Annotated in this window: 20 protein-coding genes; 17 read left to right on the plus strand and 3 right to left on the minus strand. The window is 61.6% G+C overall.

Annotated features, from left to right (window positions below; genetic code table 11):
• Positions 1 to 28: 28 nt before the first annotated feature.
• Positions 29 to 2,131, minus strand: a complete 2,103-nt coding sequence (gene fusA, locus MKleb_RS17800) for an elongation factor G (protein WP_217076037.1) — start codon at positions 2,129 to 2,131, stop codon at positions 29 to 31.
• Positions 2,132 to 2,369: 238 nt separating this feature from the next.
• On the opposite strand from fusA, the gene MKleb_RS17805 reads away from it, so the two are divergent.
• Positions 2,370 to 2,681 carry an ArsR/SmtB family transcription factor gene (locus MKleb_RS17805; RefSeq protein WP_014230020.1) on the plus strand — a complete coding sequence of 104 codons (312 nt, stop codon included), beginning with the start codon at positions 2,370 to 2,372 and terminating at the stop codon, positions 2,679 to 2,681.
• A gap of 18 nt (positions 2,682 to 2,699) precedes the next feature.
• Here MKleb_RS17805 and nifJ read toward each other — a convergent pair whose 3' ends face one another.
• Entirely contained in the window at positions 2,700 to 6,215 is a 3,516-nt protein-coding gene (gene nifJ, locus MKleb_RS17810) for a pyruvate:ferredoxin (flavodoxin) oxidoreductase (protein ID WP_025107725.1), read from the minus strand.
• 404 nt (positions 6,216 to 6,619) lie between these two features.
• Here nifJ and nifH point away from each other — a divergent pair, with 404 nt between their 5' ends.
• From nifH to nifM, 14 genes are all read left to right on the plus strand, one after another.
• Positions 6,620 to 7,501, plus strand: coding sequence for a nitrogenase iron protein (gene nifH, locus MKleb_RS17815; RefSeq protein ID WP_004852391.1), 882 nt, complete (start codon positions 6,620 to 6,622; stop codon positions 7,499 to 7,501).
• A 16-nt stretch (positions 7,502 to 7,517) separates the two neighbouring features.
• Complete coding sequence (nifD, locus tag MKleb_RS17820; protein WP_014230022.1) at positions 7,518 to 8,966, plus strand: nitrogenase molybdenum-iron protein alpha chain; 1,449 nt, start codon at positions 7,518 to 7,520, stop codon at positions 8,964 to 8,966.
• A gap of 55 nt (positions 8,967 to 9,021) precedes the next feature.
• Positions 9,022 to 10,584, plus strand: a complete 1,563-nt coding sequence (gene nifK, locus MKleb_RS17825) for a nitrogenase molybdenum-iron protein subunit beta (RefSeq protein ID WP_217076038.1) — start codon at positions 9,022 to 9,024, stop codon at positions 10,582 to 10,584.
• A gap of 39 nt (positions 10,585 to 10,623) precedes the next feature.
• Positions 10,624 to 10,842 carry a putative nitrogen fixation protein NifT gene (nifT, locus tag MKleb_RS17830; protein WP_163586355.1) on the plus strand — a complete coding sequence of 73 codons (219 nt, stop codon included), beginning with the start codon at positions 10,624 to 10,626 and terminating at the stop codon, positions 10,840 to 10,842.
• A 10-nt stretch (positions 10,843 to 10,852) separates the two neighbouring features.
• Positions 10,853 to 11,515 carry a NifB/NifX family molybdenum-iron cluster-binding protein gene (locus MKleb_RS17835; RefSeq protein ID WP_025107728.1) on the plus strand — a complete coding sequence of 221 codons (663 nt, stop codon included), beginning with the start codon at positions 10,853 to 10,855 and terminating at the stop codon, positions 11,513 to 11,515.
• A gap of 321 nt (positions 11,516 to 11,836) precedes the next feature.
• Entirely contained in the window at positions 11,837 to 13,210 is a 1,374-nt protein-coding gene (nifE, locus tag MKleb_RS17840; protein ID WP_025107729.1) for a nitrogenase iron-molybdenum cofactor biosynthesis protein NifE, read from the plus strand.
• Positions 13,211 to 13,220: 10 nt separating this feature from the next.
• Positions 13,221 to 14,606 (plus strand): nitrogenase iron-molybdenum cofactor biosynthesis protein NifN, encoded by a 1,386-nt coding sequence (gene nifN / locus MKleb_RS17845; RefSeq protein ID WP_025107730.1) that lies wholly within the window; start codon positions 13,221 to 13,223, stop codon positions 14,604 to 14,606.
• Positions 14,593 to 15,063 (plus strand): NifB/NifX family molybdenum-iron cluster-binding protein, encoded by a 471-nt coding sequence (locus MKleb_RS17850; protein WP_014230028.1) that lies wholly within the window; start codon positions 14,593 to 14,595, stop codon positions 15,061 to 15,063. Before nifN ends, MKleb_RS17850 begins: the two co-directional genes overlap by 14 nt.
• Positions 15,064 to 15,257: 194 nt before the next feature.
• Positions 15,258 to 16,082, plus strand: coding sequence for a Fe-S cluster assembly protein NifU (gene nifU / locus MKleb_RS17855; RefSeq protein ID WP_014230029.1), 825 nt, complete (start codon positions 15,258 to 15,260; stop codon positions 16,080 to 16,082).
• 30 nt (positions 16,083 to 16,112) lie between these two features.
• The gene (nifS, locus tag MKleb_RS17860) at positions 16,113 to 17,315 is read left to right on the plus strand and encodes a cysteine desulfurase NifS (protein ID WP_025107731.1); all 1,203 of its coding nucleotides are present in this window, start codon (positions 16,113 to 16,115) and stop codon (positions 17,313 to 17,315) included.
• A 14-nt stretch (positions 17,316 to 17,329) separates the two neighbouring features.
• Positions 17,330 to 18,472 (plus strand): homocitrate synthase, encoded by a 1,143-nt coding sequence (gene nifV, locus MKleb_RS17865; RefSeq protein WP_025107732.1) that lies wholly within the window; start codon positions 17,330 to 17,332, stop codon positions 18,470 to 18,472.
• Complete coding sequence (locus tag MKleb_RS17870) at positions 18,472 to 18,732, plus strand: nitrogenase-stabilizing/protective protein NifW (RefSeq protein ID WP_033837158.1); 261 nt, start codon at positions 18,472 to 18,474, stop codon at positions 18,730 to 18,732. Before nifV ends, MKleb_RS17870 begins: the two co-directional genes overlap by 1 nt.
• Positions 18,729 to 19,175, plus strand: a complete 447-nt coding sequence (locus tag MKleb_RS17875; protein WP_025107734.1) for a nitrogen fixation protein NifZ — start codon at positions 18,729 to 18,731, stop codon at positions 19,173 to 19,175. The genes MKleb_RS17870 and MKleb_RS17875 overlap by 4 nt, the downstream gene beginning before the upstream one ends.
• Entirely contained in the window at positions 19,172 to 19,972 is an 801-nt protein-coding gene (nifM, locus tag MKleb_RS17880) for a nitrogen fixation protein NifM (RefSeq protein WP_014230034.1), read from the plus strand. The genes MKleb_RS17875 and nifM overlap by 4 nt, the downstream gene beginning before the upstream one ends.
• Positions 19,973 to 19,994: 22 nt before the next feature.
• On the opposite strand, the gene MKleb_RS17885 is transcribed toward nifM, so the two are convergent.
• A complete protein-coding gene (locus MKleb_RS17885; protein WP_025107735.1) occupies positions 19,995 to 20,525 on the minus strand; it encodes a flavodoxin in 531 nt (176 codons plus the stop codon).
• 321 nt (positions 20,526 to 20,846) lie between these two features.
• Here MKleb_RS17885 and nifL point away from each other — a divergent pair, with 321 nt between their 5' ends.
• On the plus strand, positions 20,847 to 22,334 hold the full coding sequence (nifL, locus tag MKleb_RS17890) for a nitrogen fixation negative regulator NifL (RefSeq protein ID WP_025107736.1): 1,488 nt from the start codon (positions 20,847 to 20,849) through the stop codon (positions 22,332 to 22,334).
• The gene (nifA, locus tag MKleb_RS17895; RefSeq protein ID WP_025107737.1) at positions 22,331 to 23,905 is read left to right on the plus strand and encodes a nif-specific transcriptional activator NifA; all 1,575 of its coding nucleotides are present in this window, start codon (positions 22,331 to 22,333) and stop codon (positions 23,903 to 23,905) included. The genes nifL and nifA overlap by 4 nt, the downstream gene beginning before the upstream one ends.
• Positions 23,906 to 23,988: the final 83 nt, after the last annotated feature.

The following is a 23,988-nucleotide window of genomic DNA, read 5'->3' on the forward strand; positions in this document are numbered from 1 at the left end:
CGCCTCGCGTCGCACCCGGGAACGTTGCTTAGCCTTTGGCGCGGCTGGCGATAATCGCCTCAGCCACGTTGCGCGGGGCTTCCGCGTAGTGGTGGAACTCCATGCTGTAGGTCGCCCGGCCCTGGGACATTGAACGCAGCGTGGTGGAATAGCCAAACATCTCGGCCAGCGGCACGTCGGCGCGGATAATCTGGCTGCCGAACCGCTCCTCCATCCCCTGCACCATTCCGCGACGGGAAGAGAGATCGCCCATAATATTCCCGGCGTACTCTTCCGGGGTCTCCACTTCCACGTGCATCACCGGTTCAAGAATAACCGGGTCGGCCCTGCGCGCCCCTTCCTTGAAGCCAAATATCGCCGCCATCCGGAAAGCCATCTCCGACGAGTCGACGTCGTGATACGAACCAAACGTCAGGGTCGCCTTGATATCCACCACCGGATAGCCCGCCAGCACGCCGGTGCCCATCGCTTCGCGCAGCCCTTTTTCCACTGAAGGGATGTACTCGCGCGGCACCACGCCGCCTTTGGTCGCGTCCTCAAACACGAAACCGCTTCCCGGCTCCAGCGGTTCAAGGGTCAGCACCACGTGACCGTACTGCCCTTTACCGCCGGACTGGCGGACAAATTTGCCTTCCACCTCTTTGACCGTTTTGCGGATCGTCTCGCGATAGGTCACCTGCGGACGCCCGATATTCGCCTCGACGCCAAACTCACGCTTCATGCGGTCGACGATAATCTCCAGATGCAGTTCGCCCATCCCGGAAACGATCGTCTGGCCGGACTCCTCGTCAGTATGCAGACGAAACGACGGATCTTCCGCCGCCAGCCGCTGCAGGGCGATACCCATTTTCTCCTGATCGGCTTTGGTTTTCGGTTCAATCGCCAGCGAAATCACCGGCTCCGGAAACTCCATCCGTTCGAGGGTAATCACCGCATCCGGGTCGCACAGCGTGTCGCCGGTGGTGACATCCTTCAGGCCGACGCAGGCGGCAATGTCCCCGGCGTGCAGTTCGTCCACCTCATGGCGATCGTTGGCCTGCATCAGCACGATGCGTCCGATGCGCTCTTTCTTACCTTTCACCGGATTCCACACCGCATCGCCTTTTTTCAGCGTCCCGGAATAGACGCGGATAAAGGTCAGCTGTCCAACGTAGGGGTCGGTCATCAGCTTGAAGGCCAGCGCCGAGAACGGCTCGTCGTCGCCCGGATGACGTTCAGCGGGCCGCCCTTTCTCATCCACGCCCTGAATCGCCGGGATATCCAGCGGCGACGGCATCAGCTCAACCACCGCATCGAGCATCCGCTGCACGCCTTTGTTTTTAAACGCGCTGCCGCACAGCACCGCCTGGATTTCCCCCTTCACCGTGCGCTGGCGCAGACCGGCGACGATCTCCGCCTCGTCCAGTTCACCGGTTTCGAGATATTTGTCCATCAGTTCGTCGCTGGCTTCCGCCGCCGCCGAGACCATATTCTCCCGCCACAGACGGGCGGTTTCCACGAGGTCGTCAGGCACCGGCGCATAGCTGAAGGTCATCCCCTGGGTGGCGTCATCCCACAAAATGGCGCGCATTTTGATGAGATCCACCACCCCGGTGAAGTGCTCTTCGGCGCCAACCGGGATCGCAATCGGCACCGGATTGGCCTTCAGGCGATCGATCATCATCTGCACCACGCGGAAAAAGTCCGCGCCGGGGCGGTCCATCTTGTTGACGAAGGCCAGCCGCGGAACGTGGTATTTATTCGCCTGCCGCCAGACGGTTTCCGACTGCGGCTGCACGCCGCCGACGGAGTCGTAAACCATCACCGCGCCATCCAGGACGCGCATGGAGCGTTCCACTTCGATGGTGAAATCCACGTGCCCGGGGGTATCGATGATGTTAATCCGGTGCGGCTCGAAGCTGCGGTCCATGCCGGGCCAGAAGCAGCTCACCGCCGCGGAGGTAATGGTGATCCCGCGCTCCTGCTCCTGCGCCATCCAGTCGGTGGTTGCCGCGCCATCGTGTACTTCCCCCAGCTTGTGGCTCATCCCGGTATAAAACAGGATGCGCTCGGTGGTGGTGGTTTTGCCGGCATCGATATGCGCGGAGATACCGATGTTGCGATAACGTTCGAGGGGGATGGGTCGGGGCATGATGCGTCCTTAGTCATTGTGACTGTTAACAGGCGGCCGGAATTGGCCGCCGTTCATATAACGGCATCTATCATAGTACAACTGTACGAGTATATTCGAACTATTTTTGCTATCGTTACTATTGGTGAAGCTGCGACGACCCGCGTGGCTTTAGAAAAGCAGTTTCGGTATATTACCGGCCAGCCGCCGATACGGGCTGCTGCTCACGGAGCTGCGCCGCCGCCGACACAGGAATATTATGATCGCCAATCACCCCGAACGTGAACAAATTCGCCTCGAAAATGTCCTTTTCGCTCTCGGCAACCCGCTGCGGCTTGAGATTATCCGTATCCTTGCCGACGGCAGCGAGCAGAGCTGTAACGCCCTGCGTCATGAAGATGTGGCGAAGTCGACCATGACCCACCACTGGCGCGTCCTGCGCGACAGCGGTGTGATCTGGCAGCGGCCTCAGGGGCGGGAGAATTTGATTTCGCTGCGCCGGGAAGATTTAGACGCGCGCTTTCCCGGCCTGCTGGATACGCTGCTTAAGGTCATGCAGCACGATAGCTAAAGGCCTGCGCGCCGGCCCCTACTCCTCACCGGCCAGCCGCCGATACTGAGCAAAGCGGGCGCGCGCATCCTCCTCGGTTCTGCTAAAAAGCGCATCCGCGAGATGCGGCGTCGTTTTGTGCAGCGAGGCGTAGCGCACTTCGCCAAGCAAAAAGTCGCGGAAGCTCTCCTCCGGCTCTTCGGAATCGAGCATAAACGGCGTCTTGCCCTCCGCTTCCCGCTGCGGATGATAGCGCCACAGGTGCCAGTATCCCGCCTCAACCGCCCGTTTCGCCTCGCGCTGGCTGCAGCGCATACCGGCTTTCAGCCCGTGGTTAATGCAGGCGGCGTAGGCAATCACCAGCGACGGTCCCGGCCAGGCTTCAGCCTCGGCGATCGCGCGCAGCGTCTGATCTTTATCGGCGCCCATGGCGACCTGGGCCACGTACACATTGCCGTAGCTCATCGCCATCATGCCAAGATCTTTTTTCCGCGTGCGTTTGCCCTGCGCGGCAAACTTCGCGATGGCCGCCACCGGGGTCGATTTAGACGACTGCCCGCCGGTATTGGAGTAAACCTCGGTATCAAACACCAGAATATTCACGTCTTCCCCGCTCGCCAGCACGTGATCGAGACCGCCGAAGCCGATATCGTAGGCCCAGCCGTCGCCGCCGAAAATCCACTGCGACCGGCGCACAAAATAGTCGCGGTTCTGCCATAGCTGCTCCAGCAGCGGCACGCCCTCTTTTTCCGCCGCCAGCCGTTCGCTGAGCCGGTCCGCGCGCTCGCGGGTACCCTCGCCTTCATCCTGCTTCGCCAGCCACTGGCGCATCGCGTCGCTAAGTTCGTCGCTGACCGGCAGCGCCAGCGCGGCGGTCATATCATCGGCGATTTGTTGACGCACCGCCTGGCCGCCGAGCATCATGCCGAGGCCAAACTCCGCGTTATCCTCAAACAGCGAGTTCGCCCATGCCGGGCCATGGCCGCGGTGGTTGGTGGTATAGGGAATCGACGGCGCGCTGGCTCCCCAGATTGAAGAGCAGCCGGTGGCGTTAGCGATCAGCATCCGGTCGCCAAACAGCTGGGTTATCAGGCGGGCATAAGGAGTTTCGCCGCATCCCGCGCAGGCGCCGGAAAACTCCAGCAGCGGGGTTTCAAACTGGCTACCTTTGACCGTCGTCTTCCGGAACGGATTGCTCTTCGGCGTCAGCGCCAGCGCATAGTCCCAGACCGGCGCCATCTGGCGCTGGCTATCAAGAGACTGCATTTTTAACGCCTTGCCGCGCGAAGGACAGATATCCACACAGTTGCCGCAGCCGGAGCAATCCAGCGGCGAAATAGCCAGATGGTAGTGGTACGCCTTCGCTCCCTGAGCGGGTTTGCTCAACAGCCCGGCCGGCGCGGCGTCCTGCTCTTCGCCGTTGAGCAGCGCCGGGCGGATCGCCGCGTGGGGGCAGATAAAGGCGCACTGGTTACACTGCGTGCAGCCCTCCGGCTGCCAGACCGGCACTTCCAGCGCGATCCCGCGTTTCTCCCAGGCGGCGGTGCCCGAGGGAAAGGTGCCGTCTTCCATGCCGACAAACGCGCTTACCGGCAACTGGTCGCCGCACTGGCGGTTCATCGGCTGCAGAATATCGCGGATGAAATCCGGCATCATGGCTGAAGCCTGCGCCACGGGCTCATCCAGCGTCGCCCAGTGCGCCGGAATGGTCACCTGATGCAGCGAGGCCATGCCCAGCTCGATCGCCCGCTGGTTCATCTCGATCACCGCCGCCCCTTTGCTGCCGTAGCTTTTTTCAACCGCCTGCTTGAGGTAATCCGCCGCGGTCTGCGGGTCGATAATCGCCGCCAGCTTAAAGAACGCCGCCTGCATCAGCATATTAAAGCGCCCGCCCAGCCCGAGCTCGCGGGCGATATCCACGGCGTTCAGGGTATAAAAATGGATATTTTCCCGCGCCAGATAGCGTTTAAAGCCGACCGGCAGATGCTGTTCCAGCTCCGCATCGGACCAGCTGCAGTTGAGTAAAAAGGTCCCGCCCGGCTTTAACCCATCCAGCAGGTCATAGCGCTCCACGTAGGACTGCTGCGAACAGGAGATAAAATCGGCCCGATGGATCAGGTAGGGCGAATTGATCGGCCGGTCGCCGAAGCGCAAATGCGAAACGGTAATGCCGCCGGATTTTTTCGAGTCATAGGAAAAGTAGGCCTGCGCGTAGAGCGGCGTTTTGTCGCCGATGATTTTAATCGCGCTTTTATTGGCCCCAACGGTGCCGTCCGAGCCCATGCCCCAAAATTTACAGGCGGTGATGCCATCATGCGAGACCGCCAGCGTCTGCTGGCGCGGAGGCAGCGAGGTAAAGGTGACATCATCGACAATGCCGAGGGTAAAGCCGTCCATCGGCAGCGGTTTATTGAGGTTGTCAAAGACCGCCGCGATATCGTTAGGCAGAACGTCCTTACCGCCAAGCGCGTAGCGGCCGCCGACAATCAGCGGCGCATCGTCGTGGTGGTAGAAGGCGTTTTTCACATCCAGGCACAGCGGTTCGGCCTGAGCGCCGGGCTCTTTGGTGCGGTCAAGCACGGCAATCCGCTGTACGGTTTTCGGCAGCTGAGCGAAAAAGTGGGCCAGCGAAAAAGGGCGAAACAGATGCACGCTGAGCAGCCCGACCTTCTCTCCCGCCGCGTTCAGCGTATCCACCACTTCCTGAACGGTGTCGCAGACCGACCCCATGGCGATAATCACCCGTTCGGCATCCGCCGCGCCGGTGTAGTTAAACAGATGGTACTCCCGGCCGGTGAGCGCGCTGATTTGCGCCATATAGCTTTCGACAATATCGGGCAGCGCCTGATAAAAACGGTTACCCGCCTCTCTTTCCTGGAAGTAGATATCCGGGTTTTGCGCCGTTCCGCGGATGACCGGATGATCCGGATGCAGCGCGTTACGGCGGAAGCTGTCGAGCGCGGCCCGGTCCAGCAGCGTCGCCAGCTGGTCATATTCCAGCACCTCGATTTTTTGAATTTCGTGCGAGGTGCGGAAACCATCGAAGAAGTTAACAAACGGGATGCGTCCCTTAATCGCCGCCAGATGCGCCACCGCCGACAAATCCATCACCTGCTGCACGTTGTTCTCCGCCAGCATCGCGCAGCCGGTCTGGCGAACCGCCATCACGTCCTGGTGATCGCCAAAAATATTCAGCGAATTGGTCGCCAGCGCCCGGGCGCTGACGTGAAAGACGCCCGGCAGCAGTTCACCGGCGATTTTGTACATGTTGGGGATCATCAGCAGCAGCCCCTGGGAGGCCGTATAGGTGGTGGTGAGCGCCCCGGCCTGCAGCGCGCCGTGTACCGCGCCTGCCGCGCCGGCTTCCGACTGCATCTCCATTAAGCGCACCGGCTGGCCAAAAAGGTTCTTTTTCCCCTGCGCCGCCCACTCGTCGACATTTTCCGCCATCGGCGTGGAAGGGGTAATGGGGTAAATCGCCGCGACCTCGGTAAAGGCATAAGAGATCCAGGCCGCCGCGGCGTTGCCATCCATTGTTTTCATTTTTCCGGACATTGTTCAATCCTCGAAGGTGAGAGGCATCTTCGCCGCCTCAAATAAGCGGCAAACCCAGTTGTTGCCTCAAGCACAGCCTGTGCCAGCTCGCGGATGACCGAAGAGTTAGCGCGAATTCAACGCGTTATGAAGATAAAGGCAACGCAGCGCGCCGAGAGATTGCGTGGAACAAGACACAGGGGACGACAAGCTGTTGAACAGACGACAAACCGCCACAATGGCCCCGGCAGGCGGAATTGTTCTGTTTCCCACATTTGGTGGCCTTATTGTGCCGTTTTGTTTTACGCCCTGCGCGGCAATGAATTAATAAATTCATAAAAATCAGATAAATAAATAAAAAGGCACGGCTGGTATGTTCCCTGCACTTCTCTGCTGGCAAACACTCAACCACAGGAGAAGTCACCATGACCATGCGTCAATGCGCTATTTACGGTAAAGGCGGTATCGGCAAATCCACCACCACGCAGAACCTCGTCGCCGCGCTGGCGGAGATGGGTAAGAAAGTGATGATCGTCGGCTGCGATCCGAAGGCGGACTCCACCCGCCTGATCCTGCACGCTAAAGCACAGAACACCATTATGGAGATGGCCGCGGAAGTCGGCTCGGTCGAGGATCTCGAGCTCGAAGACGTGCTGCAAATTGGCTACGGCGACGTGCGCTGCGCGGAATCCGGCGGCCCGGAGCCAGGCGTAGGCTGCGCGGGGCGCGGCGTGATCACGGCGATCAACTTTCTTGAAGAAGAAGGCGCCTACGAGGACGATCTCGATTTTGTCTTCTATGACGTGCTCGGCGACGTGGTCTGCGGCGGCTTCGCCATGCCTATCCGCGAAAACAAAGCCCAGGAGATCTACATCGTCTGCTCCGGCGAAATGATGGCGATGTACGCCGCCAACAATATCTCCAAAGGGATCGTTAAATACGCTAAATCCGGCAAGGTGCGCCTCGGCGGCCTGATCTGTAACTCACGCCAGACCGACCGTGAAGACGAACTGATCATGGCCCTGGCGGAAAAGCTCGGGACCCAGATGATCCACTTTGTCCCCCGCGACAATATCGTGCAGCGCGCGGAGATCCGCCGAATGACGGTTATCGAGTACGACCCCGCCTGCCAGCAGGCCAACGAATACCGCACCCTGGCGCAGAAGATCGTCAACAACACCATGAAAGTGGTGCCGACACCCTGCACCATGGATGAGCTGGAGTCGCTGCTGATGGAGTTCGGCATCATGGAAGAAGAAGACACCAGCATCATTGGTAAAACCGCCGCCGAAGAAAGCGCGGCCTGAGCACAGGACAATAATGATGACCAACGCAACGGGCGAACGTAATCTGGCGCTGATCCAGGAAGTCCTGGAGGTGTTCCCGGAAACCGCGCGAAAAGAGCGCAGAAAGCACATGATGGTCAGCGATCCGCAAATGGAGAGCGTCGGCAAGTGCATTATCTCTAACCGCAAATCACAACCCGGCGTGATGACCGTGCGCGGCTGCGCCTACGCCGGCTCGAAAGGGGTGGTATTCGGGCCAATCAAGGATATGGCCCACATCTCGCACGGGCCGGTCGGCTGCGGCCAGTATTCCCGCGCCGGACGACGCAACTACTACACCGGGGTCAGCGGCGTCGATAGCTTCGGCACGCTGAACTTCACCTCTGATTTTCAGGAGCGCGACATCGTCTTCGGCGGCGATAAAAAGCTCAGCAAGCTGATTGAAGAGATGGAGCTGCTGTTCCCGCTCACCAAAGGGATCACCATACAGTCGGAATGCCCGGTGGGGCTGATCGGCGATGATATCAGCGCGGTGGCCAACGCCAGCAGCAAAGCGCTGGATAAACCGGTGATCCCGGTACGCTGCGAAGGCTTTCGCGGCGTGTCGCAGTCGCTGGGGCACCATATCGCCAACGACGTGGTGCGCGACTGGATCCTCAACAATCGCGAAGGACAGCCGTTTGAAACCACCCCTTACGATGTGGCGATCATCGGCGACTACAACATCGGCGGCGACGCCTGGGCCTCGCGCATCCTGCTGGAAGAGATGGGGCTACGGGTGGTCGCGCAGTGGTCCGGCGACGGCACGCTGGTGGAGATGGAGAACACCCCATTCGTCAAGCTGAACCTGGTTCACTGCTACCGTTCGATGAACTATATCGCCCGCCATATGGAGGAGAAACATCAGATTCCGTGGATGGAGTACAACTTCTTCGGGCCGACCAAAATCGCCGAATCGCTGCGCAAAATCGCCGACCAGTTTGACGATACCATTCGCGCGAACGCCGAAGCGGTGATCGCCCGGTATGAGGGGCAGATGGCGGCGATTATCGCCAAATATCGCCCGCGCCTGGAGGGGCGTAAGGTGCTGCTCTATATGGGCGGCCTGCGGCCACGCCACGTCATCGGCGCCTACGAGGATCTCGGCATGGAGATCATCGCCGCCGGGTACGAGTTTGCCCATAACGATGACTACGACCGCACCCTGCCGGATCTCAAAGAGGGCACGCTGCTGTTCGATGACGCCAGCAGCTATGAGCTGGAAGCGTTCGTTAAGGCGCTGAAGCCCGACCTTATCGGCTCCGGCATCAAGGAAAAATATATCTTCCAGAAAATGGGCGTGCCGTTCCGCCAGATGCACTCGTGGGACTATTCCGGCCCGTACCACGGCTACGATGGTTTCGCCATTTTCGCCCGCGATATGGATATGACCCTGAACAACCCGGCGTGGAACGAACTCACCGCGCCGTGGCTGAAGTCTGCGTGATTGCCCACTCACTGTCCCGTCTGTTCACCGATTTGTGGCGCGGGAGGAGAACACCATGAGCCAAACGATTGATAAAATTAATAGCTGCTATCCGCTATTCGAACAGGATGAATACCAGGAGCTGTTCCGCAATAAGCGGCAGCTGGAGGAAGCGCACGATGCCCAGCGCGTGCAGGAGGTCTTTGCCTGGACCACCACCGCCGAGTATGAAGCGCTGAATTTCCAGCGCGAGGCGCTGACCGTTGACCCGGCGAAAGCCTGCCAGCCGCTTGGCGCGGTGCTTTGCTCGCTGGGATTTGCCAATACCCTGCCGTACGTCCACGGCTCCCAGGGGTGCGTGGCCTACTTTCGCACCTATTTTAACCGCCATTTCAAAGAGCCGATCGCCTGCGTCTCCGACTCGATGACCGAAGACGCGGCGGTCTTCGGCGGCAACAACAACATGAATCTGGGTCTGCAGAACGCCAGCGCCCTGTACAAGCCGGAGATCATCGCGGTTTCCACCACCTGCATGGCGGAAGTCATCGGCGATGACCTGCAGGCGTTTATCGCCAACGCCAAAAAAGATGGCTTCGTCGATAGCAGCATCGCCGTGCCCCATGCCCATACGCCAAGCTTTATCGGCAGCCACGTCACCGGCTGGGACAACATGTTTGAAGGCTTCGCCAAAACCTTCACTGCGGACTACCAGGGGCAACCGGGCAAACTGCAGAAGCTCAATCTGGTGACCGGCTTTGAAACCTATCTCGGCAACTTCCGCGTATTAAAGCGGATGATGGAACAGATGGCGGTGCCGTGCAGCCTGCTCTCCGATCCGTCAGAAGTTCTCGACACGCCCGCCGACGGCCATTATCGGATGTATTCCGGCGGCACCACGCAGCAGGAGATGAAAGAGGCCCCTGACGCCATCGATACGCTGCTTCTGCAGCCGTGGCAGCTGCTGAAGAGCAAAAAAGTGGTGCAGGAGATGTGGAACCAGCCCGCCACCGAGGTCGCGATTCCGCTGGGGCTGGCCGCTACCGATGAACTGCTGATGACCGTCAGCCAGCTTAGCGGCAAGCCGATCGCCGACGCCCTCACCCTTGAGCGCGGCCGGCTGGTTGACATGATGCTCGATTCCCACACCTGGCTGCACGGCAAGAAATTTGGCCTGTACGGCGACCCGGACTTCGTGATGGGCCTCACCCGCTTCCTGCTGGAGCTGGGCTGCGAGCCGACGGTGATCCTGAGCCATAACGCCAACAAACGCTGGCAAAAAGCGATGAAGAAAATGCTTGATGCCTCGCCGTACGGGCGCGACAGCGAAGTGTTTATCAACTGCGATTTGTGGCACTTCCGTTCGCTGATGTTCACCCGTCAGCCGGACTTTATGATCGGCAACTCCTACGGCAAGTTTATCCAGCGCGATACCCTGGCGAAGGGCAAAGCCTTTGAAGTACCGCTTATCCGCCTCGGCTTTCCGCTGTTCGACCGCCACCATCTGCACCGCCAGACAACCTGGGGTTATGAAGGGGCGATGAACATTGTGACGACGCTGGTAAACGCCGTACTGGAGAAACTGGATAGCGATACCAGCCAGCTGGGCAAAACCGAATACAGTTTCGATCTCGTCCGTTAACCATCAGGCGCCCCGCGTCATGCGGGGCCAGGAGGGAGTATGCCCATCGTGATTTTCCGTCAGCGCGGCGCGGACCTGTACGCCTATATCGCGAAACAGGATCTGGAGGCGCGAGTGCTCCAGATTGAGCATAACGACGCTGAACGCTGGGGCGGCGCGATTTCGCTGGAAGGGGGACGCCGCTACTACGTCAATCCGCAGCCGGGGCGCCCCACCTTTCCGATAAGCCTGCGCGCGACGCGCGGCGCGTTGATATAAGGAGCTGGAGATGTCCGACAACGATACCCTTTTCTGGCGCATGCTGGCGCTGTTTCAGTCCCTGCCGGACCTGCAGCCGGCGCAAATTGTCGACTGGCTGGCGCAGGAGTGCGGCGAGACGCTGACCCCGGCGCGGCTGGCGACCCTGACCCAGCCGCAGCTGGCCGCCAGCTTTCCCTCCGCGACGGCGGTGATGTCCCCCGCTCGCTGGTCGCGGGTGATGGCGAGCCTGCAGGGCGCGCTGCCCGCCCATTTACGCATCGTTCACCCTGCCCAGCGAACGCCGCAGCTGCTGGCGGCGTTTTGCTCCCAGGATGGCCTGATGATTAACGGCCATTTCGGTCAGGGGCGGCTGTTTTTTATCTACGCGTTCGATGAGCAAGGCGGCTGGCTGCACGATCTGCGCCGCTACCCCTCCGCGCCCACCCAGCAGGAAGCCAGCGAAGTGCGCGCCCGGCTGATTGAAGACTGCCAGCTGCTGTTTTGTCAGGAGATCGGCGGGCCCGCCGCCGCCCGGCTGATCCGCCACCGGATCCACCCGATGAAAGCGCAGCCCGGGACGACGATTCAGGCGCAGTGCGAGGCGATCAATACGCTGCTGGCCGGCCGTTTGCCACCGTGGCTGGCGAAGCGGCTTAACCGGGATAACCCTCTGGAAGAACGCGTTTTTTAATCCCTGTTTTGTGCTTGTTGCCCGCTGACCCCGCGGGCTTTTTTTTGCGTATGGACGCGTTCCCCACGTTACGGTCAGGGGAATATTCCGTTCACGGTTGTTCCGGGCTTCTTGATGCGCCTAACCCCCTCGCTGCCAGCCTTCCAGCAACAAATAGCCATGCCAGTGCGATAGGACATAAAGCATTACTTACCGCCATCCCTTGTCCGATTGTTGGCTTTGTCGCAAAGCCAACAACCCTTTTTCTTTAAATATCAAGGCGCCGCTTATGGAGCGCGAATTGCATCTTCCCCCTCATCCCCCACCGTCAACGAGGTCACTATGAAGGGAAATGAAATTCTGGCGCTGCTGGATGAACCGGCCTGTGAACACAACCATAAACAAAAATCCGGCTGCAGCGCGCCCAAACCCGGCGCCACCGCCGGCGGCTGCGCGTTCGACGGCGCGCAGATAACCCTGCTGCCCATTGCCGACGTGGCGCATCTGGTCCATGGCCCCATCGGCTGCGCCGGAAGCTCCTGGGATAACCGCGGCAGCGCCAGCTCCGGCCCCACCCTGAATCGGCTCGGGTTCACCACCGATCTCAACGAACAGGACGTGATTATGGGCCGCGGCGAACGTCGCCTGTTTCACGCCGTTCGCCATATCGTCACCCGTTATCATCCGGCGGCGGTCTTTATCTACAACACCTGCGTACCGGCCATGGAGGGCGATGACCTGGAAGCGGTATGCCAGGCCGCGCAGACCGCCACCGGCGTACCGGTTATCGCCATTGACGCGGCCGGTTTTTACGGCAGTAAAAATCTCGGTAACCGGCTGGCCGGCGAGGTCATGGTGAAACGGGTCATCGGTCAGCGCGAGCCCGCGCCCTGGCCGGAGAGCACGCCCTTTGCCCCGGAGCAGCGTCACGATATTGGCCTGATTGGCGAATTCAATATTGCCGGCGAGTTCTGGCATATTCAGCCGCTGCTCGACGAGCTGGGGATCCGCGTGCTCGGCAGCCTCTCCGGCGATGGCCGTTTCGCCGAGATCCAGACCATGCACCGGGCGCAGGCCAATATGCTGGTCTGCTCGCGGGCGCTAATTAACGTCGCCAGAGCGCTGGAGCAGCGCTACGGCACGCCGTGGTTCGAAGGCAGCTTCTACGGGATCCGCGCCACCTCCGACGCCCTGCGCCAGCTGGCGGCGCTGCTGGGCGATGACGACCTTAGCCAGCGCACCGAAGCGCTGATTGCGCGGGAGGAACAGGCGGCGGAACTGGCGCTACAACCGTGGCGCGAACGGCTGCGCGGCCGCAAAGCGCTGCTCTATACCGGCGGGGTGAAATCCTGGTCGGTGGTCTCGGCGCTTCAGGATTTGGGCATGACCGTGGTGGCAACCGGCACGCGTAAATCCACCGAAGAGGATAAACAGCGGATCCGCGAGCTGATGGGTGAAGAGGCGGTAATGCTGGAAGAAGGCAACGCCCGCACGCTGCTGGATGTGGTCTATCGCTATCAGGCCGACCTGATGATTGCCGGCGGACGCAATATGTACACCGCCTATAAAGCCAGGCTGCCGTTTCTCGATATCAATCAGGAGCGCGAACACGCCTTCGCCGGCTACAAGGGGATCGTCACCCTCGCCCGCCAGCTATGTCAGACCATCGACAGTCCCATCTGGCCGCAAACCCATGCCCGCGCCCCGTGGCACTAAGGAGTACACCATGGCAGACATTTTCCGCACCGATAAACCGCTGGCGGTCAGCCCGATCAAGACCGGCCAGCCGCTCGGCGCAATCCTCGCCAGCCTCGGGATTGAACACAGTATCCCTCTGGTCCACGGCGCGCAGGGATGCAGCGCCTTCGCCAAAGTCTTTTTTATTCAACACTTCCACGACCCGGTTCCCCTGCAGTCGACGGCGATGGACCCCACCTCGACGATTATGGGCGCGGACGGCAATATTTTCACCGCCCTGGATACCCTCTGCCAGCGCAACGCGCCGCAGGCTATCGTGCTGCTCAGCACCGGGCTGTCTGAGGCTCAGGGCAGCGACATTTCCCGCGTGGTTCGCCAGTTTCGCGAAGAGTATCCCCGGCACAAGAGCGTGGCGATATTAACCGTTAACACGCCGGATTTTTATGGTTCCATGGAAAACGGCTTCAGCGCGGTGCTCGAGAGCGTCATTGAGCAGTGGGTTGCGCCGACGCCGCGCCCCGCTCAGCGCAATCGCCGGGTCAACCTGCTGGTCAGCCACCTCTGCTCGCCGGGCGATATCGAGTGGCTGCGCCGATGCGTCGAAGCCTTTGGTCTGCAGCCGATAATCCTGCCGGACCTTGCGCAATCGATGGATGGGCACCTGGCGCAAGGCGATTTCTCGCCGCTGACCCAGGGCGGGACGCCGCTGCGCCAGATAGAACAGATGGGACAAAGCCTGTGCAGCTTCGCCATTGGCGTCTCCCTCCACCGCGCGTCATCGCTGCTGGCCCCGCGCTGCCGGGGCGAGGTTATCGCCCTGCCGCACCTGATGACCCTCGATCGCTGCGACGCCTTTATTCATCAACTGGCGAAAATTTCCGGACGCGCCGTTCCCCCGTGGCTGGAGCGCCAGCGCGGTCAGCTGCAGGATGCGATGATCGACTGTCATATGTGGCTTCAGGGCCAGCGCATGGCGATAGCGGCGGAAGGCGATCTGCTGGCGGCGTGGTGTGATTTCGCCAACAGTCAGGGGATGCAGCCCGGCCCGCTGGTGGCTCCTACCGGCCATCCCAGCCTGCGCCAGCTGCCGGTGGAACGCGTGGTGCCGGGAGATCTGGAGGATCTGCAAACGCTGCTGTGCGCCCAACCCGCCGACCTGCTGGTGGCCAACTCCCACGCCTGCGACCTGGCGGAGCAGTTTGCGCTGCCGCTGGTGCGCGCGGGTTTTCCGATCTTTGACAAGCTCGGTGAATTCCGCCGGGTGCGTCAGGGATACAGCGGAATGCGCGATACGCTGTTCGAGCTGGCAAACCTGATGCGCGAGCGCCATCACCACCTCGCCCGCTACCGATCGCCGCTTCGCCAGAACACCGAATCTTCACTCTCCACAGGAGGCGCCTATGCCGCCGATTAACCGTCAGTTTGATATGGTCCACTCCGATGAGTGGTCTATGAAGGTCGCCTTCGCCAGTTCCGACTATCGTCATGTCGATCAGCATTTTGGCGCCACGCCGCGGCTGGTGGTATACGGCGTCAAGGCGGATCGGGTCACCCTGATCCGGGTGGTTGATTTCTCCGTTGAGAACGGCCACCAGACGGAGAAGATCGCCAGGCGGATCCACGCCCTTGAGGATTGCGTCACGCTGTTCTGCGTGGCGATTGGCGACGCGGTTTTTCGTCAGCTGCTGCAGGTCGGCGTCCGCGCCGAACGCGTTCCCGCCGACACTACCATCGTCGGCTTACTGCAGGAGATCCAGCTTTACTGGTACGACAAAGGGCAGCGCAAAAATGCGCGCCAGCGCGACCCGGAGCGCTTTACCCGTCTGCTGCAGGAACAGGAGTGGCATGAGGAACCGGACCCGCGCCGCTAGCCGTGTCGTTTGTGTGACAAAGCCCACAAAACATCCCGACACTGTCGGGCGCATCTTGTCAGGGCAAAATATAACAAATTGAAAATATTGCATTTTATTCTCTGGTATCGCATTTGCTAGTTCGTTAACGCCACCGCACTCCTGCGGTGAACCGCGCCCCGGCGTTTTCCGTCATCATCCCTGGAGCTGACAGCATGTGGAATTACTCCGAGAAAGTGAAAGACCATTTTTTTAATCCCCGCAACGCGCGCGTGGTGGACAACGCCAACGCGGTAGGCGATGTGGGGTCATTAAGCTGCGGCGACGCGCTGCGCCTGATGCTGCGCGTTGACCCGCAAAGCGAAATTATCCAGGAAGCGGGCTTCCAGACCTTCGGCTGCGGCAGCGCCATCGCCTCCTCCTCCGCGCTGACGGAGCTGATTATCGGCCATACCCTGGCCGAAGCCGGGCAGATAACCAATCAGCAGATTGCCGATTATCTCGACGGGCTACCGCCGGAGAAAATGCACTGCTCGGTGATGGGCCAGGAGGCCCTGCGCGCGGCCATCGCCAACTTTCGCGGCGAAAGCCTGGAGGAAGAGCATGAGGAGGGCAAGCTGATCTGCAAATGCTTCGGCGTCGATGAAGGACACATTCGCCGCGCGGTGCAGAACAACGGCCTGACCACCCTTGAAGAGGTGATCAACTACACCAAAGCGGGCGGCGGCTGCACCGCCTGCCACGAAAAAATCGAGCTGGCGCTGGCGGAGATCCTCGCGCAGCCGCCGCAGACGCCGCCCGCCGCGGCCAGCGGCAAAGATCCGCACTGGCAGAGCGTCGTCGAGACCATCGCTGAACTGCGCCCGCATATTCAGGCCGACGGCGGCGATATGTCGCTGCTCAGCGTCGCCAACCACCAGGTGACCGTCAGCCTCTCCGGCAGCTGTAGCGGCTGCATGATGACCGATATGACCCTGGCCTGGCTGCAGCAAAAACTGATGGAACGTACCGGCTGTTATATGGAAGTGGTGGCGGCCTGAGCCGCGGTTAACTGACCCAAGGGGGACAAGATGAAACAGGTTTATCTCGATAACAACGCCACCACCCGTCTGGACCCGATGGTTCTGGAAGCGATGATGCCCTTTTTGACCGACTTTTACGGCAACCCCTCGTCGATACACGATTTTGGCCTACCGGCCCAGGCGGCTCTGGAGCGCGCGCATCAACAGACCGCGGCGCTGCTGGGCGCGGAGTATCCCAGCGAGATCATCTTTACCTCCTGCGCCACCGAAGCTACCGCCACCGCCATCGCCTCGGCCATCGCCCTGCTGCCGGAGCGGCGCGAAATTATCACCAGCGCGGTCGAACATCCGGCGACGCTGGCGGCCTGCGAGCACCTGGAGCGCCAGGGCTACCAGATCCATCGCATCGCGGTGGATAGCGAGGGAGCGCTGGACATGGCGCAGTTCCGCGCCGCGCTCAGCCCGCGCGTCGCGCTGGTCAGCGCCATGTGGGCGAATAACGAAACCGGGGTGCTTTTCCCGATCGCCGAAATGGCGGAGCTGGCCCATGAACAAGGGGCGCTGTTTCACTGCGATGCGGTACAGGTGGTGGGCAAAATGCCGATTGCCGTGGGCGAGACCCGCATCGACATGCTCTCCTGCTCGGCGCATAAGTTTCACGGACCAAAAGGCGTAGGCTGTCTCTATCTGCGCCGGGGAACGCGCTTTCGCCCGCTGCTGCGCGGCGGTCATCAGGAGTACGGTCGGCGCGCCGGGACGGAAAATATCTGCGGAATCGTCGGCATGGGCGCGGCCTGCGAGCTGGCGAATATTCATCTGCCGGGAATGGCGCATATCGGCCAGCTGCGCGACAGGCTGGAGCATCGCCTGCTGGCCAGCGTGCCGTCGGTCATGGTGATGGGCGGTAGCCAGCCGCGGGTGCCCGGCACGGCGAATCTGGCCTTTGAGTTTATTGAGGGTGAGGCCATTCTGCTGCTGCTCAACCAGGCCGGGATCGCCGCCTCCAGCGGCAGCGCCTGCACGTCAGGCTCGCTGGAACCCTCCCACGTGATGCGGGCGATGAATATCCCCTATACCGCCGCCCACGGCACCATCCGCTTTTCCCTCTCGCGCTACACCCGGGAGAAAGAGATCGATTACGTCGTCACCGCGCTGCCGCCGATTATCGACCGGCTGCGCGCGCTGTCGCCCTACTGGCACAACGGCAAGCCGCGCCCGGCGGACGCCGTCTTCACGCCGGTTTACGGCTAAGGCGGAGGTGGCTGATGGGACGCGTGCTGATTAACGATACCACCCTGCGCGACGGCGAACAGAGCCCCGGCGTCGCCTTTCGCACCAGCGAAAAGGTCGCCATTGCCGAGGCGCTTTATGCCGCAGGGATTACGGCGATGGAGGTCGGCACCCCGGCGATGGGGGACGAGGAGATCGCGCGGATCCAGCTGGTGCGTCGTCAGCTGCCCGACGCGACGCTGATGACCTGGTGCCGGATGAACGCGCTGGAAATCCGCCAGAGCGCCGATCTGGGCGTTGACTGGGTGGATATTTCGATTCCGGCTTCAGATAAGCTGCGGCAGTACAAACTGCGCGAGCCGCTAACGGTGCTGCTGGAGCGGCTGGCGATGTTTATCCGCCTTGCGCATACGCTCGGTCTGCAGGTATGCATCGGCTGCGAGGACGCCTCGCGCGCCGGGGGCCAGGCCCTGCGCGCTATCGCCGAGGTCGCGCAGCAGTGCGGCGCCGCCCGCCTGCGCTATGCCGATACGGTCGGCCTGCTCGACCCCCTCTCCACCGCGGCGCAAATCTCGGCCCTGCGCGAAGTCTGGGCCGGGGAAATCGAAATGCACGCCCACAACGACCTGGGTATGGCCACCGCCAATACGCTGGCGGCGGTAAGCGCCGGGGCCACCAGCGTGAATACGACGATCCTCGGCCTCGGCGAGCGGGCGGGCAACGCGGCGCTGGAAACCGTCGCGCTGGGCCTGGAGCGCTGCCTCGGCGTGGAGACCGGCGTGCATTTTCCGGCGCTGCCCGCGCTCTGTCAGAGGGTCGCCGAAGCCGCCCAGCGCGCCATCGACCCGCAGCAGCCGCTGGTCGGCGAGCTGGTGTTTACCCATGAATCAGGGGTCCACGTGGCGGCGCTGCTGCGCGACAGCGAGAGCTATCAGTCGATCGCCCCTTCCCTGATGGGCCGCAGCTACCGGCTGGTGCTGGGTAAACACTCCGGGCGTCAGGCGGTCAACGGCGTATTTGACCAGATGGGCTATCACCTTAACGCCGCGCAAATTAACCAGCTGCTGCCCGCCATCCGCCGCTTCGCCGAGAACTGGAAGCGCAGCCCGAAAGATTATGAGCTGGTGGCTATCTACGACGAGCTGTGCGGTGAATCCGCCCTGCGGGCGAGGGGGTAATGATGGAGTGGTTTTATCAAATTCCCGGCGTGGACGAACTTCGCTCCGCCGAATCCTTTTTCCAGTTTTTCTCCGTCCCCTACCAGCCCGAGCTGCTTGGCCGCTGCAGCCTGCCGGTGCTGGCAACCTTTCACCGCAAACTGCGCGCCGAGGTGCCGCTGCAAAACCAGCTGGAGGAAAACGCCCGCGCTCACTGGCTGCTGGCGCGACGACTGCTCGCGGAGAGCTATCAGCAACAGTTTCAGGAGAGCGGAACATGAGACCGAAATTCACCTTTAGCGAAGAGGTCCGCGTCGTACGCGCGATTCGTAACGACGGCACCGTGGCGGGCTTCGCCCCCGGCGCGCTGCTGGTCAGGCGCGGCAGCACCGGCTTTGTCCGCGACTGGGGCGTTTTTTTGCAGGATCAGATTATCTACCAGATCCACTTTCCGGAGAGCGATCGGATCATCGGCTGCCGCGAACAGGAGCTGATCCCCATCACCCAGCCGTGGCTGGCCGGAAACTTGCAATATGGGGATAGCGTGACCTGCCAGATGGCGCTTGCGGTCAACGGCGATGTGGTCGTGAGCGCCGGCCAGCGGGGACGCATCGAGGCGACCGATCGCGGAGAGACCGGCGACAGCTACACCGTGGACTTTAGCGGCCGCTGGTTCAGGGTTCCGGCGCGGGCCATCACCCTTATAGAGGAGAGAGAAGAATGAACGCATGGCAACGTTTTGCCCGGCAGCGGCTGGCGCGCAGCCGCTGGAATAGCGACCCCACGGCCCTGGAGCCGGCCGATACGCCGGCTTTTGAACAGGCCTGGCAACGTCAGTGCCGCATGGAGCAGGCGATCGTCGCGCGGGTCCCGGAAAGCGATATTCCGGCGGCGCTGCTGGAGAATATCGCCGCCTCCCTTGCCGTCTGGCTCGACGAGGGGGAATTTACGCCGCCGGAGCGCGCAGCCATCGTGCTGCATCACGCCCGACTGGAGGTCGGCTTTACCGATATCGCCCGCCAGGCACCGCAGCCGGATCTCTCCACGGTACAGGCCTGGTATCTGCGCCACCAGACGCAGTTTATGCGCCCGGAGCAGCGTCTGACCCGCCACCTGCTGCTGACGGTCGATGGCGACCGCGAAGCCGTACATCAGCGGATCCTCGGCCTGTATCGGCAAATCAACGCCTCCCGGGACGCGTTTGCTCCGCTGGCTCGCCGCCATTCCCACTGCCCAAGCGCCCTGGAAGAGGGCCGTCTGGGCTGGATTAGCCGCGGGCTGCTCTATCCCCAGCTCGAGACCGCGCTGTTTTCACTGGCGGAAAACGCCCTGAGCCTCCCCGTCGCCAGCGAGCTGGGGTGGCATCTTTTATGGTGTGAAGCAATTCGTCCCGCCGCGCCCATGGAGCCGCAGCAGGCGCTGGAGAGTGCGCGCGATTATCTTTGGCAGCAGAGCCAGCAGCGCCATCAGCGCCAGTGGCTGGAACAAACGATCTCCCGTCAGCCGGGCCTGTGCGGGTAGCCTCGCGGCTACCCGTTAACGCCTACAGCACCGCGCGTTTAATCTCCTCAAGCCAGCTCGCCAGACGCGCTTCGGTCTGGTCGAACTGGTTATCCTGATCCAGTACCAGCCCAATAAAGCGTTCGCCCTCCAGCGCCGCAGAGGCGCTGAATTCATAGCCCTCATTTGGCCAGCTGCCGATTATCTGCGCGCCGCGCGCGCGCAGAGCGTCGTACAGCGGACGCATCCCGCTAACGAAGTTGTCCGGGTAGCCTTTCTGGTCGCCGAGGCCGAACAGAGCCACGGTTTTCCCGCTCAGGCTGGCGTCGTCGAGGCCGCTGATGAATTCGCTCCATGATTCGCCTTCGCATCCGGCCTCAAGCCCCGGCAGCTGGCCGTCGCCGAGCGTCGGCGTGCCCAGCAGCAGCACCGGATAGGCCATAAAGTCGTCCAGCGTCGTGCGGTTAATGTTGACCGGGGCATCCGCCAGCTCGCCCAGCTGTTTGTGGATCATTTTCGCGATTTTGCGGGTTTTACCGGTATCGGTGCCAAAGAAAATACCAATGTTCGCCATATTGCGCTCCTGTCGGAAAGGGGGATTGAAAACACGCGTTCTCGCAGAGGTATTGCGAAGGCTGTGCCAGGTTTCTTTGCACTATCGCGGCTCACCCCTGCCCCAAAACGATCGCTTCCGCGCCCGCCCGCCGCCCGCAGCGGGGCCGGCGGGCCGCTTAAAATGAAAAAAGCGCTGGGTTTTCCCCTACCGGATCAATGTTTCTGCTTATCTCGCCGATAAGGGCGCACGCTTTGCATGGTTATCGAAATTCGACAAACGCCGCGGCGTTCTCGTCACGGTGTCGGACAAATTGTCATAACTGCGACACAGGAGTTTGCGATGACCCTGAATATGATGCTCGATAACGCCGTACCCGAGGCGATTGCCGGTGCGCTGACTCAACAACATCCGGGGCTATTTTTTACGATGGTCGAACAGGCATCGGTAGCCATTTCCCTCACCGACGCCCGGGCGAATATTATCTACGCCAACCCGGCGTTTTGCCGCCAGAGCGGATATTCGCTGGCGCAACTGCTCAATCAAAACCCGCGCCTGCTGGCCAGCAGCCAGACGCCGCGAGAAATCTACCAGCAGATGTGGCAAACCCTGCTTCAGCGCCAGCCGTGGCGCGGCCAGCTGATTAATCAGCGCCGCGACGGCGGCCTGTATCTGGTGGATATCGACATCACGCCGGTGCTGAATCCCCAGGGCGAGCTGGAGCATTATCTGGCGATGCAGCGGGATATCAGCGTCAGCTATACCCTGGAACAGCGCCTGCGCAATCATATGACGCTGATGGAGGCGGTGCTCAACAACATCCCCGCCGCCGTGGTCGTGGTGGATGAGCAGGATCGGGTGGTGATGGATAATCTCGCCTACAAAACGTACTGCGCGGACTGCGGCGGAAAAGAGCTGCTGGTCGAGCTCCAGATTTCACCGCGCAAAATGGGGCCCGGCGCGGAGCAAATCCTGCCGGTGGTGGTTCGCGGCGCGGTGCGCTGGCTGTCGGTGACCTGCTGGGGGCTGCCCGGCGTAAGCGAAGAGGCCAGCCGCTATTTTGTCGACAGCGCCCCGGCGCGCACGCTGGTGGTGATCGCCGACTGCACCCAGCAGCGCCAGCAGCAGGAGCAGGGCCGTCTCGACCGTCTGAAGCAGCAGATGACCGCCGGAAAGCTGCTGGCCGCCATTCGCGAGTCGCTGGACGCGGCGCTGATTCAGCTTAATTGCCCGATCAATATGCTGGCGGCGGCCCGTCGGCTGAACGGCGAAGGCAGCGGCAACGTGGCGCTGGACGCGGCGTGGCGCGAAGGCGAAGAGGCCATGGCGCGACTGCAGCGCTGCCGCCCTTCTCTCGAACTGGAAAGCAGCGCCGTCTGGCCGCTTCAGCCCTTCTTTGACGACCTGTACGCCCTCTACCGCACCCGCTTTGACGACCGCGCGCGGCTGCGGGTTGACATGGCATCGCCGCATCTCGTCGGCTTCGGCCAGCGTACCCAAATGCTGGCCTGCTTAAGTTTATGGCTCGATCGGACGCTGGCCCTCGCCGCTGAACTGCCCTCCGTACCGCTGGAGATCGAGCTTTATGCCGAAGAGGACGAGGGCTGGCTCTCGCTGTATCTCAACGACAATGTACCGCTGCTGCAGGTGCGCTACGCCCACTCCCCCGATGCTTTAAACTCTCCCGGCAAAGGGATGGAGCTGCGGCTGATCCAAACGCTGGTCGCCTACCACCGCGGCGCGATTGAACTGGCTTCGCGCCCGCAGGGAGGCACCAGCCTCGTTCTGCGATTCCCGCTCTTTGATACCCTGACCGGAGGTGAGCAATGATCCATAAATCCGATTCGGACACCACCGTCAGGCGCTTCGATCTCTCCCAACAGTTTACCGCCATGCAGCGGATAAGCGTGGTGCTGAGCCGCGCTACCGAAGCGAGCAAAACCCTGCAGGAGGTGCTGAGCGTTTTACATAACGATGCGTTTATGCAGCACGGGATGATTTGCCTGTACGACAGCCAGCAGGAGATCCTGAGCATCGAAGCGCTGCAGCAAACGGAAAACCAGACGCTGCCCGGCAGTACGCAAATTCGCTACCGGCCGGGGGAAGGATTGGTCGGTACCGTGCTGGCGCAGGGCCAGTCGCTGGTGCTGCCGCGCGTCGCCGATGACCAGCGCTTTCTCGATCGTCTGAGCCTGTACGACTACGACCTGCCGTTTATCGCCGTTCCGCTGATGGGCCCCCATTCCCGGCCCATCGGCGTACTGGCGGCGCAGCCGATGGCGCGTCAGGAAGAGCGGCTACCCGCCTGCACGCGCTTTCTCGAAACCGTCGCCAATCTGGTGGCCCAGACGATTCGCCTGATGATTCTGCCGACCTCCGCCGCGCAGCCGCCGCAGCAGAGCCCCCGAGTTGAGCGCACGCGCGCCTGTACCCCTTCGCGCGGTTTCGGCCTGGAGAATATGGTCGGCAAAAGCCCGGCGATGCGGCAGATTATGGACATTATCCGTCAGGTCTCCCGCTGGGATACCACGGTGCTGGTGCGCGGCGAGAGCGGCACCGGGAAAGAGCTGATCGCCAACGCCATTCATCATAATTCCCCGCGCGCCGGCGCCGCATTCGTCAAATTTAACTGCGCGGCGCTGCCGGACAATCTGCTGGAGAGCGAGCTGTTCGGCCATGAGAAAGGCGCGTTCACCGGCGCGGTGCGCCAGCGGAAAGGCCGCTTTGAGCTGGCGGACGGCGGCACCCTATTCCTGGATGAAATCGGTGAAAGCAGCGCCTCGTTTCAGGCCAAGCTGCTGCGAATTCTGCAAGAAGGAGAGATGGAGCGCGTCGGCGGCGATGAAACCCTGCGCGTCAACGTACGCATCATCGCGGCGACCAACCGCCATCTGGAAGAGGAGGTGCGGCTGGGGCATTTCCGTGAAGACCTTTACTACCGCCTGAACGTAATGCCTATCGCGCTGCCGCCGCTGCGCGAGCGCCAGGAGGATATCGCTGAACTGGCGCATTTTCTGGTACGTAAAATCGCCCACGGCCAGGGGCGAACGCTGCGCATCAGCGATGGGGCAATTCGCCTGCTGATGGAGTACAGCTGGCCGGGAAACGTCCGCGAACTGGAAAACTGTCTCGAACGTTCAGCGGTGATGTCGGAAAGCGGCCTGATCGACCGGGACGTGATTCTGTTCAACCATCGCGATAACCCGCCGAAAGCGCTGCCCAACGGCGGCCAGACGGAAGACGGCTGGCTCGACAACAGCCTCGACGAGCGCCAGCGGCTGATTGCCGCCCTGGAGAAAGCGGGCTGGGTGCAGGCCAAAGCGGCGCGGCTGCTCGGGATGACGCCGCGTCAGGTGGCGTATCGCATTCAGATCATGGATATCACCATGCCGCGGCTGTGAAGCGTTATGTGAGATTCAGGACATTGTCGCCAGCGCGGCGGAATTACGACAATTTTACCTGGCCGGCAGTCAGTTAAAGCGAT

This window comes from Klebsiella sp. PL-2018 (genome assembly GCF_019048985.1).
Lineage (GTDB): Bacteria > Pseudomonadota > Gammaproteobacteria > Enterobacterales > Enterobacteriaceae > Klebsiella > Klebsiella michiganensis.

Coding starts and splice junctions, on each gene's coding strand:
- nifD (WP_014230022.1), top strand. CDS start 7,518: ATGACCAACGCAACGGGCGAACGTAATCTGGCGCTGATCCAGGAAGTC.
- nifA (WP_025107737.1), top strand. CDS start 22,331: ATGATCCATAAATCCGATTCGGACACCACCGTCAGGCGCTTCGATCTC.
- MKleb_RS17885 (WP_025107735.1), bottom strand. CDS start 20,525: ATGGCGAACATTGGTATTTTCTTTGGCACCGATACCGGTAAAACCCGC.
- nifL (WP_025107736.1), top strand. CDS start 20,847: ATGACCCTGAATATGATGCTCGATAACGCCGTACCCGAGGCGATTGCC.
- fusA (WP_217076037.1), bottom strand. CDS start 2,131: ATGCCCCGACCCATCCCCCTCGAACGTTATCGCAACATCGGTATCTCC.
- nifS (WP_025107731.1), top strand. CDS start 16,113: ATGAAACAGGTTTATCTCGATAACAACGCCACCACCCGTCTGGACCCG.
- nifE (WP_025107729.1), top strand. CDS start 11,837: ATGAAGGGAAATGAAATTCTGGCGCTGCTGGATGAACCGGCCTGTGAA.
- MKleb_RS17870 (WP_033837158.1), top strand. CDS start 18,472: ATGATGGAGTGGTTTTATCAAATTCCCGGCGTGGACGAACTTCGCTCC.
- MKleb_RS17805 (WP_014230020.1), top strand. CDS start 2,370: ATGATCGCCAATCACCCCGAACGTGAACAAATTCGCCTCGAAAATGTC.
- nifK (WP_217076038.1), top strand. CDS start 9,022: ATGAGCCAAACGATTGATAAAATTAATAGCTGCTATCCGCTATTCGAA.
- nifV (WP_025107732.1), top strand. CDS start 17,330: ATGGGACGCGTGCTGATTAACGATACCACCCTGCGCGACGGCGAACAG.
- nifM (WP_014230034.1), top strand. CDS start 19,172: ATGAACGCATGGCAACGTTTTGCCCGGCAGCGGCTGGCGCGCAGCCGC.
- nifN (WP_025107730.1), top strand. CDS start 13,221: ATGGCAGACATTTTCCGCACCGATAAACCGCTGGCGGTCAGCCCGATC.
- nifU (WP_014230029.1), top strand. CDS start 15,258: ATGTGGAATTACTCCGAGAAAGTGAAAGACCATTTTTTTAATCCCCGC.
- nifH (WP_004852391.1), top strand. CDS start 6,620: ATGACCATGCGTCAATGCGCTATTTACGGTAAAGGCGGTATCGGCAAA.
- MKleb_RS17850 (WP_014230028.1), top strand. CDS start 14,593: ATGCCGCCGATTAACCGTCAGTTTGATATGGTCCACTCCGATGAGTGG.
- nifJ (WP_025107725.1), bottom strand. CDS start 6,215: ATGTCCGGAAAAATGAAAACAATGGATGGCAACGCCGCGGCGGCCTGG.
- nifT (WP_163586355.1), top strand. CDS start 10,624: ATGCCCATCGTGATTTTCCGTCAGCGCGGCGCGGACCTGTACGCCTAT.
- MKleb_RS17875 (WP_025107734.1), top strand. CDS start 18,729: ATGAGACCGAAATTCACCTTTAGCGAAGAGGTCCGCGTCGTACGCGCG.
- MKleb_RS17835 (WP_025107728.1), top strand. CDS start 10,853: ATGTCCGACAACGATACCCTTTTCTGGCGCATGCTGGCGCTGTTTCAG.